Source organism: Mesorhizobium sp. XAP4, assembly GCF_029269325.1.
GTDB classification, from domain to species: Bacteria; Pseudomonadota; Alphaproteobacteria; order Rhizobiales; family Rhizobiaceae; genus Mesorhizobium; species Mesorhizobium ciceri.
In genome coordinates, this window is sequence record NZ_JARIXW010000008.1 from 51,148 (window position 1) to 70,194 (window position 19,047).

The 19,047-nt window shown below is 63.7% G+C and carries 18 protein-coding genes; 7 read left to right on the plus strand and 11 right to left on the minus strand.

Annotation, left to right across the window (positions count from 1 at the left end):
• Positions 1-190 precede the first annotated feature (190 nt).
• Genes P3C39_RS28775 through P3C39_RS28810 form a run of 8 tightly spaced genes read right to left on the minus strand, consistent with a single transcriptional unit; the run spans position 191 to position 8,943 of the window.
• Entirely contained in the window at positions 191-1,267 is a 1,077-nt protein-coding gene (locus P3C39_RS28775) for an ABC transporter ATP-binding protein (RefSeq protein ID WP_013525219.1), read from the minus strand.
• Complete coding sequence (locus tag P3C39_RS28780) at positions 1,264-2,064, minus strand: ABC transporter permease (protein WP_027035488.1); 801 nt, start codon at positions 2,062-2,064, stop codon at positions 1,264-1,266. The genes P3C39_RS28775 and P3C39_RS28780 overlap by 4 nt, the downstream gene beginning before the upstream one ends.
• Position 2,065: 1 nt before the next feature.
• On the minus strand, positions 2,066-2,926 hold the full coding sequence (locus tag P3C39_RS28785; RefSeq protein ID WP_013525217.1) for an ABC transporter permease: 861 nt from the start codon (positions 2,924-2,926) through the stop codon (positions 2,066-2,068).
• A 59-nt stretch (positions 2,927-2,985) separates the two neighbouring features.
• Positions 2,986-3,990, minus strand: a complete 1,005-nt coding sequence (locus tag P3C39_RS28790; protein WP_275954846.1) for an ABC transporter substrate-binding protein — start codon at positions 3,988-3,990, stop codon at positions 2,986-2,988.
• 59 nt (positions 3,991-4,049) lie between these two features.
• Positions 4,050-5,519 carry an aldehyde dehydrogenase gene (locus P3C39_RS28795; protein WP_064994961.1) on the minus strand — a complete coding sequence of 490 codons (1,470 nt, stop codon included), beginning with the start codon at positions 5,517-5,519 and terminating at the stop codon, positions 4,050-4,052.
• 10 nt (positions 5,520-5,529) lie between these two features.
• Positions 5,530-6,567, minus strand: coding sequence for an LLM class flavin-dependent oxidoreductase (locus P3C39_RS28800; RefSeq protein ID WP_275954845.1), 1,038 nt, complete (start codon positions 6,565-6,567; stop codon positions 5,530-5,532).
• Positions 6,564-8,363 (minus strand): alpha/beta fold hydrolase, encoded by a 1,800-nt coding sequence (locus P3C39_RS28805; RefSeq protein WP_275954844.1) that lies wholly within the window; start codon positions 8,361-8,363, stop codon positions 6,564-6,566. The genes P3C39_RS28800 and P3C39_RS28805 overlap by 4 nt, the downstream gene beginning before the upstream one ends.
• Positions 8,356-8,943: an amino acid synthesis family protein gene (locus P3C39_RS28810; RefSeq protein ID WP_275954843.1), complete on the minus strand. Its 588-nt coding sequence runs from the start codon at positions 8,941-8,943 to the stop codon at positions 8,356-8,358. The genes P3C39_RS28805 and P3C39_RS28810 overlap by 8 nt, the downstream gene beginning before the upstream one ends.
• A 133-nt stretch (positions 8,944-9,076) precedes the next feature.
• Here P3C39_RS28810 and P3C39_RS28815 point away from each other — a divergent pair, with 133 nt between their 5' ends.
• On the plus strand, positions 9,077-9,748 hold the full coding sequence (locus P3C39_RS28815; RefSeq protein WP_275954842.1) for a GntR family transcriptional regulator: 672 nt from the start codon (positions 9,077-9,079) through the stop codon (positions 9,746-9,748).
• A 501-nt stretch (positions 9,749-10,249) separates the two neighbouring features.
• On the opposite strand, the gene P3C39_RS28820 is transcribed toward P3C39_RS28815, so the two are convergent.
• The 3 genes from P3C39_RS28820 to P3C39_RS28830 all read right to left on the minus strand — a co-directional run bounded on the left by P3C39_RS28820 (position 10,250) and on the right by P3C39_RS28830 (position 13,528).
• Positions 10,250-11,440 (minus strand): ROK family transcriptional regulator, encoded by a 1,191-nt coding sequence (locus P3C39_RS28820; RefSeq protein ID WP_013525210.1) that lies wholly within the window; start codon positions 11,438-11,440, stop codon positions 10,250-10,252.
• A gap of 141 nt (positions 11,441-11,581) precedes the next feature.
• Positions 11,582-12,604, minus strand: coding sequence for an SIS domain-containing protein (locus tag P3C39_RS28825; RefSeq protein ID WP_275954841.1), 1,023 nt, complete (start codon positions 12,602-12,604; stop codon positions 11,582-11,584).
• Positions 12,605-12,628: 24 nt separating this feature from the next.
• Entirely contained in the window at positions 12,629-13,528 is a 900-nt protein-coding gene (locus P3C39_RS28830; RefSeq protein ID WP_245460978.1) for a BadF/BadG/BcrA/BcrD ATPase family protein, read from the minus strand.
• Positions 13,529-13,664: 136 nt separating this feature from the next.
• Between P3C39_RS28830 and P3C39_RS28835 the strand changes: the two genes are divergently transcribed.
• Genes P3C39_RS28835 through ugpC form a run of 6 tightly spaced genes read left to right on the plus strand, consistent with a single transcriptional unit; the run spans position 13,665 to position 18,724 of the window.
• Entirely contained in the window at positions 13,665-13,838 is a 174-nt protein-coding gene (locus P3C39_RS28835; protein ID WP_275954840.1) for a hypothetical protein, read from the plus strand.
• Positions 13,835-14,914 (plus strand): extracellular solute-binding protein, encoded by a 1,080-nt coding sequence (locus tag P3C39_RS28840; protein ID WP_275954839.1) that lies wholly within the window; start codon positions 13,835-13,837, stop codon positions 14,912-14,914. The genes P3C39_RS28835 and P3C39_RS28840 overlap by 4 nt, the downstream gene beginning before the upstream one ends.
• Position 14,915: 1 nt before the next feature.
• Positions 14,916-15,851, plus strand: coding sequence for a sugar ABC transporter permease (locus P3C39_RS28845; protein WP_027161988.1), 936 nt, complete (start codon positions 14,916-14,918; stop codon positions 15,849-15,851).
• On the plus strand, positions 15,848-16,696 hold the full coding sequence (locus P3C39_RS28850; RefSeq protein WP_275954838.1) for a carbohydrate ABC transporter permease: 849 nt from the start codon (positions 15,848-15,850) through the stop codon (positions 16,694-16,696). The genes P3C39_RS28845 and P3C39_RS28850 overlap by 4 nt, the downstream gene beginning before the upstream one ends.
• Before the next feature lie 31 nt (positions 16,697-16,727).
• Positions 16,728-17,660 (plus strand): 3-keto-5-aminohexanoate cleavage protein, encoded by a 933-nt coding sequence (locus tag P3C39_RS28855; protein WP_275954837.1) that lies wholly within the window; start codon positions 16,728-16,730, stop codon positions 17,658-17,660.
• 11 nt (positions 17,661-17,671) lie between these two features.
• Positions 17,672-18,724, plus strand: a complete 1,053-nt coding sequence (ugpC, locus tag P3C39_RS28860; protein ID WP_275954836.1) for a sn-glycerol-3-phosphate ABC transporter ATP-binding protein UgpC — start codon at positions 17,672-17,674, stop codon at positions 18,722-18,724.
• The last annotated feature ends 323 nt before the right edge of the window (positions 18,725-19,047 follow it).

Sequence of the window (19,047 nt, forward strand, 5' to 3'; positions counted from 1 at the left end):
AGACCAGCAGGCGTGCGATGGCAACCGAACAGCTTTCCAGCCAGAGGCGTCTGACCCTCTCGCTAAGCCGTAAGCAACTTTGTTTGGCAGATAAGGGGCCTGAAGCGGACTGACAGCTTCTAAGCACGCATTTTCACAAGCGGACTTTCTTTCCGCGACGGAATCGCTTTGACATGCGCAATCCCGGCCATCAGGCCGGGAACAGGAACGCCGAAGCGGGATCGAAAAAGATGCGCTGACCTGATGTGGCGGTGCCATCGCCCACCTCTGCGTCAGAGGTTGGCCTGACGTCGATCTCATCTCCGCCGGCCGTGCGTGCCACGACCCGCCGTCGGTCGCCGAAGAAGGCGGTATCGACGATCTCGACGGCGAGTGCCACGCTTGTCGGCGTAGGCGTCAAGCGGAAGGCTTCCGGGCGCACCATCAGCCGGACGTTCTGGCCTTGGCCGAACGACGTTGTCGCCTTGACGCCGGTCACGATCGAGCCGCCGGCCAGGCGGATCGTCGATGCGCCATCTGCGGTTTGCAAATGCTCAGCCGGCAGGAAATTCGAGTTGCCGATGAAGCCGGCGACGAACTCGCTCGCCGGCCGGAGGTAAAGATCCTCGCCAGTACCGATCTGTTCGATGCGGCCTTCCCTGAACAGAGCGATGCGATCCGAAAGATGCAGCGCCTCCTCCTGGTCGTGCGTGACATAGAGGATGGTGACGCCGGTCTCGCGGTGGATGCGGCGGATCTCGGCCTGGATCTCCTGGCGCAGCTTCTTGTCGAGCGCCGACAGCGGCTCGTCCATCAGCAGGATCGGCGGGTCGTAGGCGAGCGCGCGGGCAAGCGCCACGCGCTGCTGCTGGCCGCCCGACAGCGCGCCCGGATGGCGGTCGGCGAAGTTTTCGAGGCGCACCAGCGCCAGCATGTCGGCGACCTTGCGCTTGATCTCGCCATCCGGTCGGCGGCGCACGCGCAGCGGAAAGGCGACATTCTCGGCGACACTCAGATGCGGAAATAGCGTGTAGCGCTGGAAGACCATGCCGATGTTGCGCTTGTGCGACGGCACCGAAAGCAGCGACCTGTCCTCCAGGAGCACATCGCCCGAGCTCGGATCCTGGAAACCGGCGATGGCGTAGAGTGTCGTCGACTTACCGGAACCCGACGGGCCAAGGAACGTCAGGAACTCCCCCTTGGGCACATCGATGGTGACGTCATGGACGGCGACGAAGGCGCCGAACGTCTTTCTCACCGCGCGTATGGACAGGAATGGCCGGGTCATGTTGACAATTTCCTGCGAAGGAGTGCGGTCACGATCATCAGGCACAAGGTCAGGCCGACAAGCAGGCTGGAGGCGGCGGCGACGACCGGGCTGAGGTCGGCGCGCAGGCTGCCCCAGATCTTGACCGGCAAGGTCTGCAAGGTCGGGCTTGCCATGAAGATCGCCACCACGACCTCGTCCCATGAGGCCAGGAAAGAGAAGATCGCCGCGGAGAAGATGCCGATCCTGATCGACGGCAAGGTGATCCTCAACCGTGCCTGCAGCGGGCTGGCGCCGCAGACTATGGCCGCGTCCTCGATGGATTTGTCGAAACCCTCTAGCGCCGCAGTGATCGGGATAATGGCGAAAGGCAGCGCCAGGATGGTGTGGGCGATGACGAAGCCGACCGTGGTGCCGGCAAGGCCGATGCGCAGGAAGAAGGCGTAGATGGCGATGGCGAACACGACGACCGGCAGCACCATCGGCATCAACAGCAAGCCGCGCAGGACCTGGCGTCCGCGAAACTCACCCCTGACCAGGCTGAAGGAGGCGAACAGGCCGATGACGACGGCGAGGATGGCGGCCATGGCGGCAATCCGGGCACTGGTCAGCGCGGCATCGATCCAGGTCGGATCAGCCAGCAACTGCTGGTACCATTTCAGCGTCCAGCCGGGCGGCGGGAAGGCGAGCCAGCGCGACGAGCCGAACGACAGGAGCACGATGAAGACCACCGGCAGCAACAGGAAAGCCGCGACTGCCGCCGTGAAGCCGACAAGTGCCACGCGCAGCCATCCGAGCCGGTCATAGTCGAGCAGCATGTCAGAGCCCTCCGCCGGCGCGCCTGGCGCCGACCAGGTGAAGCTGGATCGCGTAGAGCGCCATGGTGACGACAAGCAGGACGAAGGCGGCCGCACTTCCAAGCCCCCAGTTGAGCAGCGACTGCACCGTCTGGGCGATCATCTCGGCCAGCATCATGTTCGATGTGCCGCCAAGCAGGGCAGGCGTGACGAAGTAGCCAAGCGACATGACGAAGACCATCAGCCCTCCGGCGGCGATGCCGGGAAGCGACAGCGGCAAAAGGATGCGGCGGAAGGCCTCGAACGGGCTTGCGCCGCAAAGGGCGGCCGCGCGCAGCGTCATAGGGTCGATGGCGCGTAAAGTGCCGACCAGCGGCAGGATCATGAAGGGCAGCATGATGTACACCATGCCGATGGTGACCCCGGCGAGGTTGTTGATGAGCGGCAGCGGCTCATGGATGATGCCCAAACCCATCAGCGCCCTGTTGATGACGCCGGTGCGTTGCAGCAGCACCATCCACGCATAGGTGCGGGTGAGAAGGTTCGTCCACATCGACAGAATGATGATGCCGAAGACGATCGAGCCCGGGGCCGGCGGCATGATCGCCAGCATCCAGGCAACAGGGAAAGCCACCAGGATGGTGACGGCTGTGACGACCGTTGCGACCAGGAAGGTGTTGAGGAACACCCGCACATAGGTGTCGCTGCCGAACAGCGCCGCGTAGTTCTGCAAGCCGGGTTCGGGATCGGTGACGCTGCGCAGCAGCAGGGCAACCACCGGCACGATGAAGAACAGGCCAACCAGAAGCAGGGCCGGCAAGGCGCTGCCGCTGCCGGCTGGCAGGCCGGCAACCGAGCTGCGTCTGAAAGAACTTCCCTGCATCGAGCGGTCCTGTCTCAAAACGGGGCGCGCAAGCCGCGCCCCGTCGGTCTGCAACGGTGTTACTTGGTCTGCCAGGCATACCAGCGCGTGGCGATCTCGTCGCGATGCTCGGCCCAGTAGTTCATGTCGAGGTTGATCTGGCCGTCGACATGGGCATCAGGCAGGGCCTTGACGGCATCGGCGGGCATCTCCGCCTTGGCCTTGGTGTTGATGGGCGCATAGCCGCTTGCCTCGGCGAATTTCGCCTGGCCGGTCGGGCTGGTGGCGGCGGCGAGGAACTTCATCGCGCTGTCCTTGTTCTTGGCGCCCTTCGGCACGACGAGCACGTCGGCGGCGGTGAGGTTCTGCTTCCAGGCGACGCCGACATCGGAGCCATCCTGCTGGAGGGCGAAGACACGCCCGTTCCACAACTGACCGAAGGCAGCCTCGCCGGAGGCAATCAGCTGCTGTGATTCAGCGCCGCCGCCCCACCAGACGATATCGGATTTGATGGTGTCGAGTTTCTTGAAGGCACGATCGAGATCAAGCGGATAAAGCTTGTCCGCCGGCACGCCGTCGGCCAGCAAAGCGATCTCGATGACGCCCGGCGCCGACCATTTGTAGAAGGTCCGCTTTCCGGGAAACTTCTTGGTGTCGAACATGTCGGCCCAGCCGGTCGGTTCGCCCGAGACGGCGCCCTTGTTCCAGGCGAGCACGAAGGAGTAGTAGAAGCTGCCGACGGCATGCTCATTGCTGAAACGCGGGTCAAGATCGGCCTTGGGCACGACCGCATAGTCGATCGGCTCCAGCAGCCCGTCCTTGGCGGCCTTTATGGCGAAATCCATTTCCACGTCGACGACATCCCAGGTGACATTGCCGGCGTCGACCATGGCCTTGAGCTTGCCATAGTCGGTCGGTCCGTCCTGCAGCACCTTGATGCCGGAGCTGGCTTCGAAGGGGGCTGCCCAGGATTTGGTCTGCGCTTCCTGCGTGGTGCCGCCCCAGCTGGTGAACGCCATCTCATCGGCCTTGGCGGCGGTTGCCGTGAGTAGCCCGGCCAGCAGGCCGGTCAAAATCAGTTTCATGTCATTCTCCTCTGTTGGTCTGTTCTTGTTTTTCTCAGTGCACCTGCGTCCCGCGGTTCTCAGCGCATGACGAAGGGATCGGGGATCGGCTCGTCCGAGGTGTTGATCCAGACGGATTTAGAGCGTGTGTAATCTCTGATGGTGTCGAGCCCACCCTCCCGGCCGAGCCCCGACAGGCCGTAGCCGCCGAAGGGAACGAGCGGCGATACGACGCGATAGGTGTTGACCCAGACGACGCCGGCACGGATGTCGCGCGCCATGCGGTGCGCCCTAGCGAGATTGCTGGTGAACACGCCTGAAGCGAGGCCGAAGGGCGTGTCGTTGGCGAGCGCCAGCGCCTGCGCTTCGGTGTCGAAGGCAAGCACGCTGAGCACTGGCCCGAACAGTTCCTCGCGCACGCAAGGCAGGTCGCTGGCGCCGGCATCGATGATGGTCGGCGCATAGTAGAAGCCGCTGCCGGCTGGCCTTGTGCCGCCGGTGACCAGCGTGCCGCCCCCGGCGACGCTTTCCGCGACAACTTTCTCGATCCAGTCGCGCTGACGCAGCGTGGCGAGCGGACCCATTTCGGTCGCCGGATCCTGCGGATCGCCGATGCGGATCGCCTCGGCCTTGCGCTTCAGGCGGGCGAGGAATTCATCCTTGACCGAACGCTCGACCAGCAGCCGCGAGCCGGCGACGCAGCTCTGGCCGGTCGCGGCAAAAATGCCGGCGACCACCGCATTGGCGGCGCTGTCGAGATCAGCGTCGGCAAAGACGACGACCGGGCTTTTGCCGCCGAGTTCCAGAGTGGTGTACGCAAGGTTCTCCGCCGTGTTCCTGACGATGGCGCGCGCCGTCGAGGGACCGCCGGTGAAGGCGACTCGCGAAACCAGCGGATGGCTGGTCAGGCGCCGGCCGCAATCATGGCCCAAACCGGTGAGGATGTTGACGACGCCTGGGGGAAAGCCAGCCTCATGAACCAGTTCGGCAAAAGCGAGCAGCGGCCCCGGGCCATCCTCGGAGGCCTTGAGCACGATGGTGCAGCCGGCGGCGAGCGCCGGACCGAGCTTGACGGCCGAGAGGAAGAGCTGCGAATTCCACGGAACCACCGCGGCAACGACACCGATCGGTTCGCGGCGGATGGTGACGTCGAGATCCGGCTTGTCGATCGGCACATGCGCGCCCTCGTGCTTGTCGGCAAGCCCGCCATAATAGCGGTAGTAGTCGCCGACATAGGCGATCTGGGCGCGGGTCTCGCGGATGATCTTGCCTGTATCGCGGGTCTCGAGCTCGGCAAGTCGCCCAGCATTGGCGGCGACGAGGTCGCCCAGCTTGACCAGCAGCTTTCCACGCGCCGTCGCGGTCATCCTACGCCATGGGCCGGAACGCAGGGCGCGGTGCGCCGCCTCGACGGCGCGGTCGACATCGGCTTCGCTCGCCGCCGGCATCCTGGCCCAGGCCGCCCCGGTCGACGGGTCGACGCTGTCGAAAGTAGCGGACGGTTCGTCGAAGCGGCCGTCGATGAAGTTCCTGAAGGGGGCGTCGGTCATGGGCTCGCGATCAAAGGAAGGCCGGCATCACCCGGTCGATGAACAGTTGCAGCGATTTTTTCTTGTGCTCGTGCGAAAGCCCGCTGTCGATCCAGATCGAATACTGGTCGTAGCCGAGTGCCTCATAGGTCTTCAGCCGGGCGATGACCTCATCGGCCTCGCCGATCACCAGGTTCTGCCTGATCTTGTCGGGCGCGTATTGCGGCATGGCCGCGATCTCGTCCGGCGTCAGCGGCTCCAATAGGCCTTGATGCACTGGTTTCTTGTTCTGGAACCAGGCGCCGAACTGGCAATAGAAAGTCGACAGGTCCTGCGTCAGGCGATCGGCGTCAGCCGCGTCGTCGGCAACGAAGGTGTGCATCAAAAGCATGATTTCCGGTCGTTCGATCTCGGGATGCGCGGCGCAGGCGGCGTTGAAGCGCTGCATCAGGCTCGTCACCTCGTCATCGCCGGAAGCCAGCGGCGTTACCTGGACCTTGCATCCGTTGGCGACGGCGAAATCGTGCGAGTTCGGGTCGCGGGCCGCCACCCAGATCGGCGGGTAGGGTTTCTGCAGCGGCTTGGGCGAGGAGGTGGTGGCGGGGAATTGCCAGAACTCGCCGGAGAGTTCGAAGTCGCCGTCCCATAGGCCGCGGATCGCCGGTATGATCTCGCGCATGCGCTGGCCGGCGCCCCAGGCGTCAAGACCTGGGAAGATGCGCTGATATTCATAGCTGTAGGCGCCGCGCGCGATGCCGATGTCCAGCCGGCCACCGCTGATGACGTCAGCCATCGCCGCTTCGCCGGCAAGCTTGATCGGGTGCCAGAAGGGCGCAATCACGGTTCCGGTGCCGAGGCGGATACGGCTGGTCTTGGCGGCGAGATAGGCGATGTTGATGAAGGGATTGGGCGAGATGGTGAATTCCATGCCGTGATGCTCGCCGATCCAGGCGGTCTCGAAGCATGCCTGTTCGGCCATCAGGACCAGTTCTTCGAGCTCGGTCACAAGCTCGGAATGCGGCTTGGCCAGATCCGACCGTTCCATATGCACGAAGAGCGAGAATTTCATCCGTGGGCACCTGTATTGACGGTGGAAGCGCTGGGTCTGGCGAGCGGCCGGACCTCGCCTTCGACATCGTTGCCGACATAGACGCCGAATGCATCCACCGAGCATTCCCTGATATAGCGCGTGAGCATCGAGCGGATCGCCGGATCGGCGATCTTCAATCCTTCGATCGCGTCGATCTCGATGAGCCGAATGCCGCGATCGCTGGAAGCGGGCACGTCGAACGTGCCGCGATAGTAGACATGCGTGCGCGAAACAGGTACGGCGTCGTCCCAGACGGCGAACAGGAAACCGAGCTGGGCCTCGATGGCCTTTGCCGCAAGCAGTCCACGCAGACTATTGCCATCGCCTGCCGAACCCAACCCTCGGCCGCGCGGCAGTTCAAAACCGTCCGTCGTTTCCACGAACAGGATCCGGCCACCATTTTCGAGGATGGCGCCGACATCGGTGCCGGGCTGGGTGGCGGCCAGCGCGTCCTGGCTGAGGCCGGGTGCAACATAGGCGCCGCGGCAATAGCCGAGCGGCTGCGCGGAATTGTGCTCGAAATCGCGGACGCGGCCGATGAGGATCGAATGATCACCGGCCTCGACCAGCCGCTCCATGTCGCAGTCAAAGGACGCGACGGAGCCGTCCAAAACGGGACTGCCGGTCCTTCCCGGCCGCCATGCTACGGCGGCGAACTTGTCGGCGGCTTTCGAGGCGAAGATGCCGGACGCTGCCTTCTGGCCCTCGTTGAGGATGTTGATGGCGAAGCTTTTCGATGTCGCGAAGACAGGATGGCCTAAGGCCTTGTAGGCGATGCAGACCAGCACCAGGGGCGGATCGAGCGACACTGAGGTGAACGAGTTGGCGGTGAAGCCGCGCGGCTCGCCTTCTGGCCCGATGGTGGTGACGATGGTGACGCCGGTGAGGAAGGATCCCAGCGCACGGCGGAACTCGCCGCTGTCGAACCCGGTATTCGCCTCAGCAGTGCCGCTTCGCTCGATCGCTTCGTCCTCCGCGAGGAAGTCAACGATATGGCGCGTGGTGAGGTCTGGCGCCGCGACCGCCATCATGTGCTTCTCGCCCGGCAGCACCGTGCAGCGGCCATGCGGCGCCAGCCGTGCCATCGCGGCCGACATTGCCGGCGAAGAGTTCCTGTCCTCGGAGCCGGTCATGAACAGGGCCGGTACGGCCAGCGTCGGCAGGCGGTCGGCATGATCGCCGTCGGCACGAGCGAACAGGCGATAGGTGCGGGCATAGCCTTCCGGGTCGACCGCGCTCAGTGCGGATGCCGTGTTCCGCGCTGCCGCCTCCAGCTCGGTCGGCACCGGATCGCCGAACCAGCGCGCAATGGTCTGTGCCGTGCCGGCCGTATCGCTGCGCCCGTTGAGCGCCACCGCGCGCTGGCGAACGGCTTCGGCCAGTTCAGCTGGCCGCCGGAACACGGCATTCAGGGAAACGATGCGGCGGACGCGCTCCGGTGCGCGCAGGGCCAACTCCTGGGCAACGAGCGCACCCATCGAATGGCCGACGACGGACACCCGGTCGAGGCCAAGATGGTCGAGCAGGCGAATGGCCTGGTCGGCGTAGTCGGCCAGTTCCGGGTGCTGCGGCGGCAGTGGCGACTGGCCGTGGCCGAGCATGTCGATCGCGATGACGTCGAAGCTGTCGGCCATGCGTTCGAACTGCGGCTGCCAGATCGCGGCGTTCATGCCGACGCCGTGGATGAACAGCACCGGCGTGCCAGCGCCGGCACGGATGAAGCAGGTGCCATCGAACGTTGTGCCCTGTCGCGCCCAGGTGGATGCGTCAGCCATGCACGTCCCCAAGCTCCTTGAGGTCCTGATAGCGATCGCCGATACGATGATGCGGGCGACCGCCGATCGACGCACCAAGCGCCACCACCAGTTCGTCCGGCGCCGGCGCATCGCCGATCTGGAAATGCACGGTCAGGTAATGCGAGCGCCGTCCTTCGTCATTCTTGTCCATCAGTGGGATCATGATCGGCGTGTTCGGCCCGCCGCGCAGGTTGGTGAAGGCAAGATAGGTCCTGGCGCCGACGGCGCGGCGATAATGATTGCCAAAATGCAGCGTGTGGATCAGCGCCGAGGCATGCTCGATCTCGCCAGACGTGCCGCAAATGGCTGCCTTGCCATAACCCTCGATCGCGTCGCCGGAACCGGCGATGGCAATGATCTCGCGGGATAGGGTCTCTCCGAGCACAGGCGCACAGTCGCGGATCTCGGGCGACAGATCGTCGGTGAAGCCGCGTCCCGCCCAAGGGTTCGTCAGCACCGCGGCGACGCCGATCAGGCGCAGCGGCCGCGGTGCAGCCTTGCCGCCTTCGATCAGGGTGTTCTCGGTATAAGTCACGATCTTGCGGATGGCAGGCTGCATGGAATCCTCGGGTCGGCGATGCCAGGGACCGTCCGATCCCTGTATCATCTTATGGTATACCATGCTATGAAGTGCCAAGTACCTTGTCAACCGGGCATGGAATCTGTTTTCGTGGCGGTGCAGGAGCCAAGACATGCCAGACGACACCCTTCGCATCGACCGCAGCGCCAAGACCTTGAGAACGCTGGCGCTGGAGCGCATGCGCGAAGCCATCATGGATTTCCACTTCCAGCCTGGCGAAAGGCTGGTCGAGCGGCCGCTTTGCGACCAGCTTGGCGTCAGCCGTTCCGTCGTGCGCGAGGTGTTGCGGCAACTGGAGGCCGAGGGGCTCGTGCAGATGATCCCTGGGCACGGGCCGGCCGTAGCCAGGCCGGATCTCGGCCGCACCGACGAGATCTATGAGTTGAGGGCACTGCTTGAAGGCATTGCGGCACGCGCCTGCGCCCTTTCGGCCACCGGCGAGCAACTGGCAACGCTCGAACGCGCGCTGGCGGACCTGTTCGAGGCATGGGCGTCGGGGACGCCGCCGGCAGTGATGCGGGCGACGACGAAATTCTACGAGGCGCTGTTCGAGGCCGCCGACAAGCGTGTCGCCTGGGAAATCGTCAGCGGGCTGAATGTCCGAATCAATCAGCTTCGTTCGATGACCATTCTTTCGGAGAACCGCCGCGAGCCTGCGATCAGCGAGATGAACGAGATCATGGACGCGATAAGGTCGCGCAAGCCCGATGAGGCGGAAGCGGCGGCACGGCGACATGTCGAATCGGCTTGGCAGATCGCTCGAGATAAACTTCGCCTGGTCTAGATCCCGGGTCCAGCCTATCCAACCCGTCGAAGGGCCTTGAAGAAAGTGTCTGCTTCCGGGCAATTGAAAAATGCAACTGCACGACTGAGATGGGGCGCAAAGCTGCCGTCCGCCTTCGAGCCTGGAACTGGATGCCCACTCGATCGCTTAAATAGCATATATCCCATTGAAATTTCTCATGAGGAGGAGCGCATCGAGCGAGCGCTCGACCGCGTTGCGGAGATCATCGTCGCGCCTAGTGACCAAGGCGAGGGAATGGCTTCCTTTATACGACCACCTAGAACGAGCGATGCAGGATCTTCAGGCGAAGGAAAAAAGTCTCGTCGCAGTACGTGGGCGCGCCAAACGAGCGCAGGGCCGAGCGAAAGCACGTTCCCGAACACCGCAAGAAACGAAATCCATATGGCCCAGTCTCTCTCGTCCGTCAGGCGCTTCTTTGGCGCGATGAGCGCCAGCAATGCTCAGTGACGACGAGGTATTGTGCTCCACGATACACCACCTCTAAGGCTCCACGTTTGACGTTGGGGGCAGCACCACAGCCGGGTGGCGCCCTTCGCGCAGCATCAGCCCGAGAGTGTAATCAACCGCCAGCTTCACGGCACCAAGCGCGGTCCCGTCGTCCCCCAGGGAACTGACGGCGATCCGTGTCGGCCACGCAAGCTCTGCCGCGACGCGCTCGACGTTTTCCGTCATCAGCGGGTTTCTGCCGACACCGCCGCCAAGCACGATCAGGCCGGGGTCGAGTATGCCGATGCAGCCAGCGGCCAGCCTGCCGATATCGGCGGCATGGCGCGCGACAGCCGCCACCGCCGGTGCTGAGCCCTCCAGAGCACGCGCGAACAGATCCTTGGCCGAGTCGGGCGGCGCGCCTTCCCCAGCGGGCCAGTCGACACGGCAGCGCTCTATTAGCGCCCGAGAGCCGAGATAATGTTCGAGCCCTTCACGATAGGGCGTCTCGCTGGCCGACCATGGAAACGGCATGCGGCCGATTTCGCCGGCCGCACCACCGGCGCCGCGAAACAAACGCCCCTCGGTGATGAGGCCGAGGCCAACCCGCACGCCGACCTGCAGAAAGGCGAAGGTCTGGTGGCCTTGCGCGGCACCAAAATGCATCTCGCCAATGGCCGCGCAGTTGACGTTGTTTTCCAGGACGATCGGCACCTCGATGCTGCGCCGCAGCAGGCCAAGCACGGCGGACGGCCCCCCGGGCCGGTCGAAACGATCATTGGAGACGATGCGCGGCACCGCCACCGCAATGGCGCGCAACGCGCGAAAACTCTTGGCCACCTTGGCCATTGTGGCACGCGCGACCGACAGCACGACGGCGCCGACCGCGTCGGCATCGCCGGCTATCGTTTCCGGGATCGGTTCTTCCGCCGACGCCAGCTTCTGCGCATCCATCGAATAGGCGACGGCGCGCACCTGGGCGGCGCCGACATCGATGCCGATCGCGTAGCCGGCACCTGGACCGATGCCGTAGATCGTCGCCGTGCGGCCAATGGCGCCGCGCTCAATCCCACGCGAGGCGACGAGGCCGAGCGCGCTCAGCTCCGACACCGCCGCCGACATGGTAGGCTTCGACAGGTCGAGCATGGCGCCGAGCTTTGGCCGCGTCACCGGCCCGTGCGAGGCAAGCAGGCGCAGCACCGCCCGGGCGCTGTCGGTCAGATTGGGGATTTCCGCAGCCGCCATCTCAGCCGTTCGACCTTTGCCTGAAATCCTGTCTCCGGTCGGCGAAAGCGCATTCGCTGCCCCGACTCGAAAGCCATATCCTGTCCTCAATGCCTCATTGCTGACCGGTTTGGCAATTTCCGCGATGTCCGGACAAGGACGTCAGACTTCGGTCGGCGACCACGGCTTCAGCTTGGTATCGGTCTGGCGGTAGCGGAACACGATGTCGGTGAGGCCGGCCGCGTCCTGCATGTCGCCGACAATGAGCTGGATGGCGATGATCTCCAGTATGGCATCAGCGATGGCGTTGCCGAGCGCGGGAATCGAGATCACCACCAGCCTGTCGGCTGGAGCGACATCGCTGCGCCGCGTCACCAGCACCGAGGGGCAGCCCAGCGCCGCAAGATCCTGCGCGATCTTCACCTCGCGACCGTCGCCGATGGCGATCAGTCCGGTCGCCGCATCCTGCGATTCCATCGGCCCGTGCAGATAGTTCAGCGTGTCCCATCCCGATGCCGGCACCCGCACCGCCTCGCGTATCAGCATCGCCGCCTCGCCGGCATTGGCGAAGCCGACACCGGCGCCGACGATGTCGATGGATGTTCTGCCCTGCAGCAGCCGGGCCGCCTGCCCGGCAGCGCTTTGCGCACCGGAAAGGACGGTGGCGGCTGCAGGTGACAAAGTCGTCCAGTCGAATCTGTTGCCGGCGAGCCTGTCGATCAGCATGCCGAGCGCCAGCAAGGTCCCGGTATAGCCGGTGGAGCTTGCGCCATTGTCGGCGCCAGAATCCGTGGCAAGCACAGCACCAGTCAGATCAGCCAGCGGATTGCCGCTGCCACGGCAGACCGCCAGGCGCGGCGCGCCCGACGCCTCGCGCATGACGTCGTAGATTTCGCGGCTCTGCCCGGAGGCCGACAGCGCGATGAACGCATCGGCGGCTGCATCCGTCCGGCCATAGAGATCGGTCGGCGTATAGGCAAAAGCCTTGATACCGGAGGCGCGCAGATAAAGCGCACCGGCCAGCGCCGCCTGATAGCTGGCGCCGATGCCGGCAAGCCCGATCGTCTTGCCGGCAAAAGCGCCGAGATCGAGGTCGTCAAGCGACGAGGCCACCGAACGCCGGCCGATTTCGAGACTTTCCGTCTGGCGCGCCACCGCCGGGCGATAGCCGATACGCTTCATCATTCAAACCGCTCCAATTCCCGAAGATTAGCCCTGGCCGATCAGCAGTCGTCTCGCCAAGGCGACCGCACCCAGCACCGGCGGCTCGCGCAGCAGCAGCACCTGGCTCGACGGCGAGACCTTTGCCATGGCCTCGACGAATGCCGTCATCAACATCGGCTGCTCCGAGATGACCCCGCCGCCAGCCACGACAAGGGCGGGATTGGCGCCGCGTTCGATCAAGAGTTCGACCAATGCGGCCAACCCTGTCCCGCCTTCGCTGATAACACGGATAGCCAGAGCCGAGCCGGCGATCGCCGCGTCGAATACGGCATTGGCATAGCGGCCCCAGACCGCGGCACCACGCGTTTCGTTGAGCAGGATGCCAAGCTTGGTCTGGTCGTCTGTACCCAGTTCGCGCATCAGCCCGGCAATCAGCGGGTCACCATCCTGGCCCCGGTCGAGGCTGTGCCGGATTGCTTTCGCCGCCTCGCGCACCAATGCCGGCGCGCTGCCTTCGTCGCCAAGGATCCAGCCCCAGCCACCGGCTGCCAGCATCTTGCCATCGGCCGTGCGTGCCACCGCGATCGAGCCTGTGCCGGAGACGACGCCGATGCCGTCGATGTAGCCAGCGGCAGGAACCATCAGCTCGGCATCGTTGACCACCTGCACCGCACCACCGGTCCTGCTTGCCAGCAGAGCCTGGAAGCGAAGGCATTGTTCACCCGTGTCGCAGCCATGCGCGCCAACGGCCAGCACAGCGGGCGCGACCCCGCCGCACAATCCCGCGACGATCCCAGCCAGTGTCTCGGCATCAGTCTCCATCTGGCGAATGCGCCAGCTCTCCGTCACCAGCACCTCGTCGGCGATGCGCTCGCCCTGGCACGCCATGATGCGCGTCTTGGTGCCGCCTATATCCACGCCTGCAATGATTTTCTGGGTCACCATATCCACCGCGCAAGCCGGGCTGCCGCGTCCAATCCATTTAGTTAGGAAACTTTACAAACTATCTTTCCAGACGGCAAGAACTATGATTTGATAATCGTCGTAAAAAGCGCATCAAGCGCGATTGGGAGATTGCAACATGAGCAGGAGAAGGATTGGGCTGGCCCTCGCGGCCGCGTCTTTCGCATGGGGATTGGCAGCCAGCGTGGCGCATGCCACCGACATCTCGTTCTGGACCTGGCGCCAGGAAGACAAGGCCGCCTACAACGAACTTTCGCCGATTTCACCAAGGCCAACCCGGACATCCATGTGAAGTTCGAGTCCTTCCCGGACGAGAACTATCCGACCATCGTCTCGACGGCCCTGGCCGCCGGCAAGGGTGGCGACGTCATCCACACCCACGCCTATGGCTGGCTCGAGCAGTTCGTGAAGGCCGGCTATTTTGAACCACAGGATCTGACCACGGTGCCTTCGCTCGCCAACCAGCCCGCCGATGCGCTGGTGGCCGGCACCTATCGCGCCGACAAGAAGGTCTATTCGCTGCCCTTCGCTTCGCAGACGCTCGGCCTGTTCATCAACAAGGACGTCTTCGCCAAGACCGGGTTGACCCCGCCGACCACATGGGATGAGTTCATAACCGTCAGCAAGGCGCTGAAGGACAAGGGTATTTATCCCCTCGCCAACGGCATGGGCACAAGCTGGTTCAACGAGATGTTCGTCGCCATCTTCACCAACCCGTTCCTCGGCCAGGATTTCGTCAGCGACCTGACGTTGGGCAAGACCACCTTCAAGGACCCGCGCTATGTCGCCGCACTCGGCAAGCTGCTCGAATTGCGCGACTACATGCCGCCCGGCTTCGAAGGTATCGACTATGACACCGCCGGCCAGCTGTTCATCAGCGGCAAAGCGGCGATGCTTGCCGGCGGCAGCTTCGACATCGCCAGCTATCGCACCCAGAACCCGGCCATCAACATGGACTTCGTCGCCCCGCCAGTGGTCAAGGCCGGCGATACGCCGCAGGTGACCAAGTTCTTCGACGGCGGCTATGCGGTCAACGCCAAGTCGGCCAACAAGGAGGCCGCGCTCAAGCTGGTCAACTGGATGGGCACAAAGGAGTTCGGCGACAAGTTCTCCGCTCTGCTCGGCAACATCTCGCCGATCAAGGGCGTCGTCATCAAGGACGAGCTTCTCGCCCATGTCGCCAAGTTGAACGAAACCGCCATGCCGCATATCAATGTCGTCTACTTCCGTTTCGAGAAACCGACGGGATCGGAGCTGCTGCAGGGCGACATCACCAAGATGATGTCGGGTTCGATCACCCCGGACCAGCTGGCCGCCGACCTGACCAACGGCCTCGCCAAATGGTACAAGCCTTTCCAGGGCAAGTGACATGAACAGCGGCCGGCGCCACACCACAAAAGCCTTTCCGTGGCGCCGGTCACTCTGGATCGCGTCCCTGCTGACACCGGCCCTGGTGGTCATGGTGCTGTTCGTGCTCTGGCCGCTGCTCTCAGCCTTCCGCCTTGCCTTCTATGAGTTCAACGGCTTGCAGCCGACCGGATTCATCGGCTTCGAAAACTTCCGCAAGGTGCTGTTTGAACAGCCTTACAGCGACTGGACCTGGAATGCGCTGAAGCACAACATCATCGCCTTCGTGGCGCTGATGGTGTTCGAGAACGGCACCGCCTTCCTGCTCGCCTATGCCTTGCTGAAGGCGCTGCCCGGCCACCGTATCCACCAGGTCATCGTCTTTCTTCCGGTCGTGCTGTCGGCGGTCATCGTCGGCTTCCTGTGGAAACTGTTCCTGCATCCGCTGTTCGGCCTGGTGAACCAGACGCTGGCGCTGGTCGGCATCGGCGCCATCCCGTGGCTCGGCAATGAACACACAGCACTCGGCAGCGTCCTGTTCGCCAATGTCTGGCACTGGCTGGGCTTCCCGACCCTGGTGCTTTTGGCCGGCATGCAGCGCGTCAGCAAGGAAGTGATCGAGGCAGCCCGTCTCGACGGCGCCGGCGACTATGTGCTGATGACCAGGATTATCTGGCCGCTGATTGCGCCGAGCGTCACCATCGTCACCATCCTGACCTTCATCGGCAGCTTCAACTGGTTCGAAATCCCCTACGTCATGGCCGGCCTCACCGGTTCGCCCGGCGGCGCCACCGACGTGCTCGGCCTCTATTTCTACCGCACCGCCTTCGGTTCGACGACGACCGGGATCCAGGATTTCGGCCAGGGCAGCGCGCTGGCCGTGATGATGTTCATCATCGTTGCAGGCGTCACTGCAATCGCGCTTCGCTACCTGCGCCGTCGCGAGATCGAGCTGTGAGCGCGACAGCCCGCACCGGGCAACCCGCCGAGTTGCTGAAGAATGGCGCCATCCAGCTGATGCTGGCGATCAACGCCGTCATCATGATCTATCCGCTGTTCGTCATGGTGATGTCGTCCTTCAAGACCAACGCCGAGATCTTCTCCTCGCCCTTCGCCCTGCCGGCGCACTTTTCGCTGGCCAATGCCGAGCGGGTGTGGAGCGAAACCAACTTCGTGCGCTACCTCGCCAACTCCGTCGGCATCACCATGGCCGCGGTCGCCCTGATCCTTCTGTTCAGCACCATGGCCGCCTATGCGGTTGCCCGCTACCAGTTCAGGCTGAGCGCGCTGCTGCTGATGTTTTTCCTCAGCGGCATGACGGTGCCGCTCAAACTGGCGATCATTCCGCTGTTCATCCAGCTGGATTCGCTTGGGCTGGTCGACAGCTATGCCGGCCTGGTGCTGGTCTATGTCGCCATGGGCATTCCCTCAGCGGTGTTCATCATGACCGGCTTCCTCCGGACCTTGCCGCGCGAACTGGAAGAGTCCGCACGCATGGACGGCGCCAGCGAATTTCGCATCATGCGCTCGATCATGTTGCCGTTGGCGCGCCCGGCCCTGGTCATCGTCGCCATCCAGAACGCCGTGCCGATCTGGAACGACTTCTTCTTCCCGCTGGTGCTGATCACCTCGGACGAGCTCAAAACCTTGCCGCAGGGCCTCACCGTCTTCGTCGGTGAATTCACCACCGACTGGGGCGTGCTGTTCACCGGGCTCACTCTGGCGGCGCTGCCGATAACGCTGCTCTACATCGTGCTGTCGAAGCAGTTCATCTCCGGCATCACCCAAGGCGCGGTGAAATAGACTGCGGTCAAATAGACGAGGAAATCTTCAAGTGGCGAACCAGAACAAGATCATCATCACCTGCGCGGTTACCGGCTCGATCCACACGCCGTCCATGTCGCCGCATCTGCCGGTGAGCGCCCAAGAGATTGCCGATGCCGCGATCGGCGCGGCCGAGGCCGGCGCTGCCATCGTCCATCTGCATGCGCGCAACCCCGCCGACGGCCGGCCCGACCAGTCGACCGAGGCGTTTGCGCCCTTCCTGAAGGTGATCAAGCAACGCTCGGACTGCGTCATCAACATCACCACAGGCGGCGCCGCGACAATGAGCGTCGAGGAGCGCGTCAAGCCGGCGGCGACCTTTGCGCCGGAAGTTGCATCGCTCAACATGGGCTCGATGAATTTCGGCCTCTACCCAATGCTGGAGCGCTTCAAGACCTTCGAGCATGACTGGGAACGCCCCTATCTCGAAGGCTCGCGCGACCGCATCTTCCGCAACACCTTTGGCGACATCGAGCACATCCTGCGCACCTGCGCGCAAACCGGCACGCGTTTCGAGATCGAGTGCTACGACATCGGCCACCTCTACACGCTCGCCCATTTCGTTGAGCGCGGCCTGGTCAAGGCGCCGTTCTTCGTCCAGAGCGTGTTCGGCATATTGGGCGGCATCGGCACCCATCCGGAAGATGTCGCGCATATGAGGCGCACCGCCGACCGGCTGTTTGGACAGGACTACCACTGGTCGGTGCTGGGCGCCGGCCGCAGCCAGCTGCCGATCGCCACCCAGGCCATTGCGCTCGGCGGCAATGTGCGCGTCGGGCTGGAGGACTCGCTCTGGATCGGCAAGGGCCAACTGGCGAAATCCAATGCCGAGCAGGTGCGCAAGGTACGCCAGATCATCGAAGGGCTTGGTGCTTCGGTCGCCACCCCTGACGAGGCACGGCAGATCTTGCAGCTCAAGGGCGGCGACAAGGTCTCTTTCTAAGGAAAATACCAATGAGTGCGCTCACCATATCAGGTGTCGATAAGGCCTATAGCAAGGCGAAGGTCATCCACGGCGTGTCCGTCGACATCGCGTCGGGCGAATTCGTCATCCTGGTTGGCCCGTCCGGTTGCGGCAAGTCGACCTTGCTCAGGATGATCGCCGGCCTGGAAGACATCAGCGCCGGCGAGATCGCGCTCGAAGGCAAGATCATCAACGATGTCGCGCCAAAATCGCGCGATATCGCCATGGTCTTCCAGAATTATGCGCTCTACCCGCACATGACGGTGCGCGAGAACATGGCCTTCGCACTGACGCTGAAGAAGACCGACAAAAGCGAGATCGACGCCAAGATTGCGCGCGCCGCGACGATCCTCGGACTGCAGGACTTGCTGGAGCGCTATCCGCGCCAGTTGTCCGGCGGCCAGCGCCAGCGTGTCGCCATGGGCCGCGCCATCGTGCGCGACCCGAAGATCTTCCTGTTCGACGAGCCACTCTCCAACCTCGACGCCAAGCTGCGCGTGCAGATGCGCGCCGAAATCAAGGCGCTGCACCAGCGCCTGGGAACCACCATCGTCTACGTCACCCACGACCAGGTCGAAGCCATGACTATGGCCGACAAGATCGTCGTCATGAATGGCGGCATCGTCGAACAGGTCGGCGCCCCGCTCGATCTCTATGACCGGCCGGCCAATCTGTTCGTTGCCCAGTTCATCGGCTCGCCAGCAATGAATGTCTTGGTCGGCAAGAGTGAGCCGGGAGGCTTCGTCGCAACCGACGGCATTATGCTCCCATTGCCCGCGCATGCTGGCGCCAGCATAGCAGCCGCCGCCTATGGCATCCGGCCAGAGCACCTGAGAATTTCAGACCAGGGCCTGACTGCAGTGGTCGAGGCGGTCGAACCGACTGGCTCGGAAACGTTGGTTGTCGCCAAAGCAGCGAAAACAAGGCTCGGTGCGCTGCTACGCGAGCGAGTATCGGTCGTCGCCGGCCAAACTATATTCCTGTCCCCAGACCTCGAGAAGGTCCATCTATTTGATAGCCAGGGTAAGAGCATATGGCGCTGAACAGGGCGAAACATCACGCGGCTTCCACTCGCGTGGGTATGGGCCTCGTGGTATTTCCACGTATCAACTTTGGCCGAACCTTCCATCGCCGTGGCAGCCATCAGCACCGAGAAGAATTCCTTGTCGGACTGTCGAGTTCTGCTCTAGATGCTCGATCAGGCGCGGGAAGACATGCCGTCTATGAGTATCAATGCCAAAAAAGAGAGTGTTGCTAGGACGCGAAAAGCGGAGGCAATTGCCTGGACGCGAATGTCCCCCGCGGGCAAAGGCGGTCGCCGAGTTGCTCGACCATGTGCCCCCTCGTCAGAGCTGTAGCATGCGTC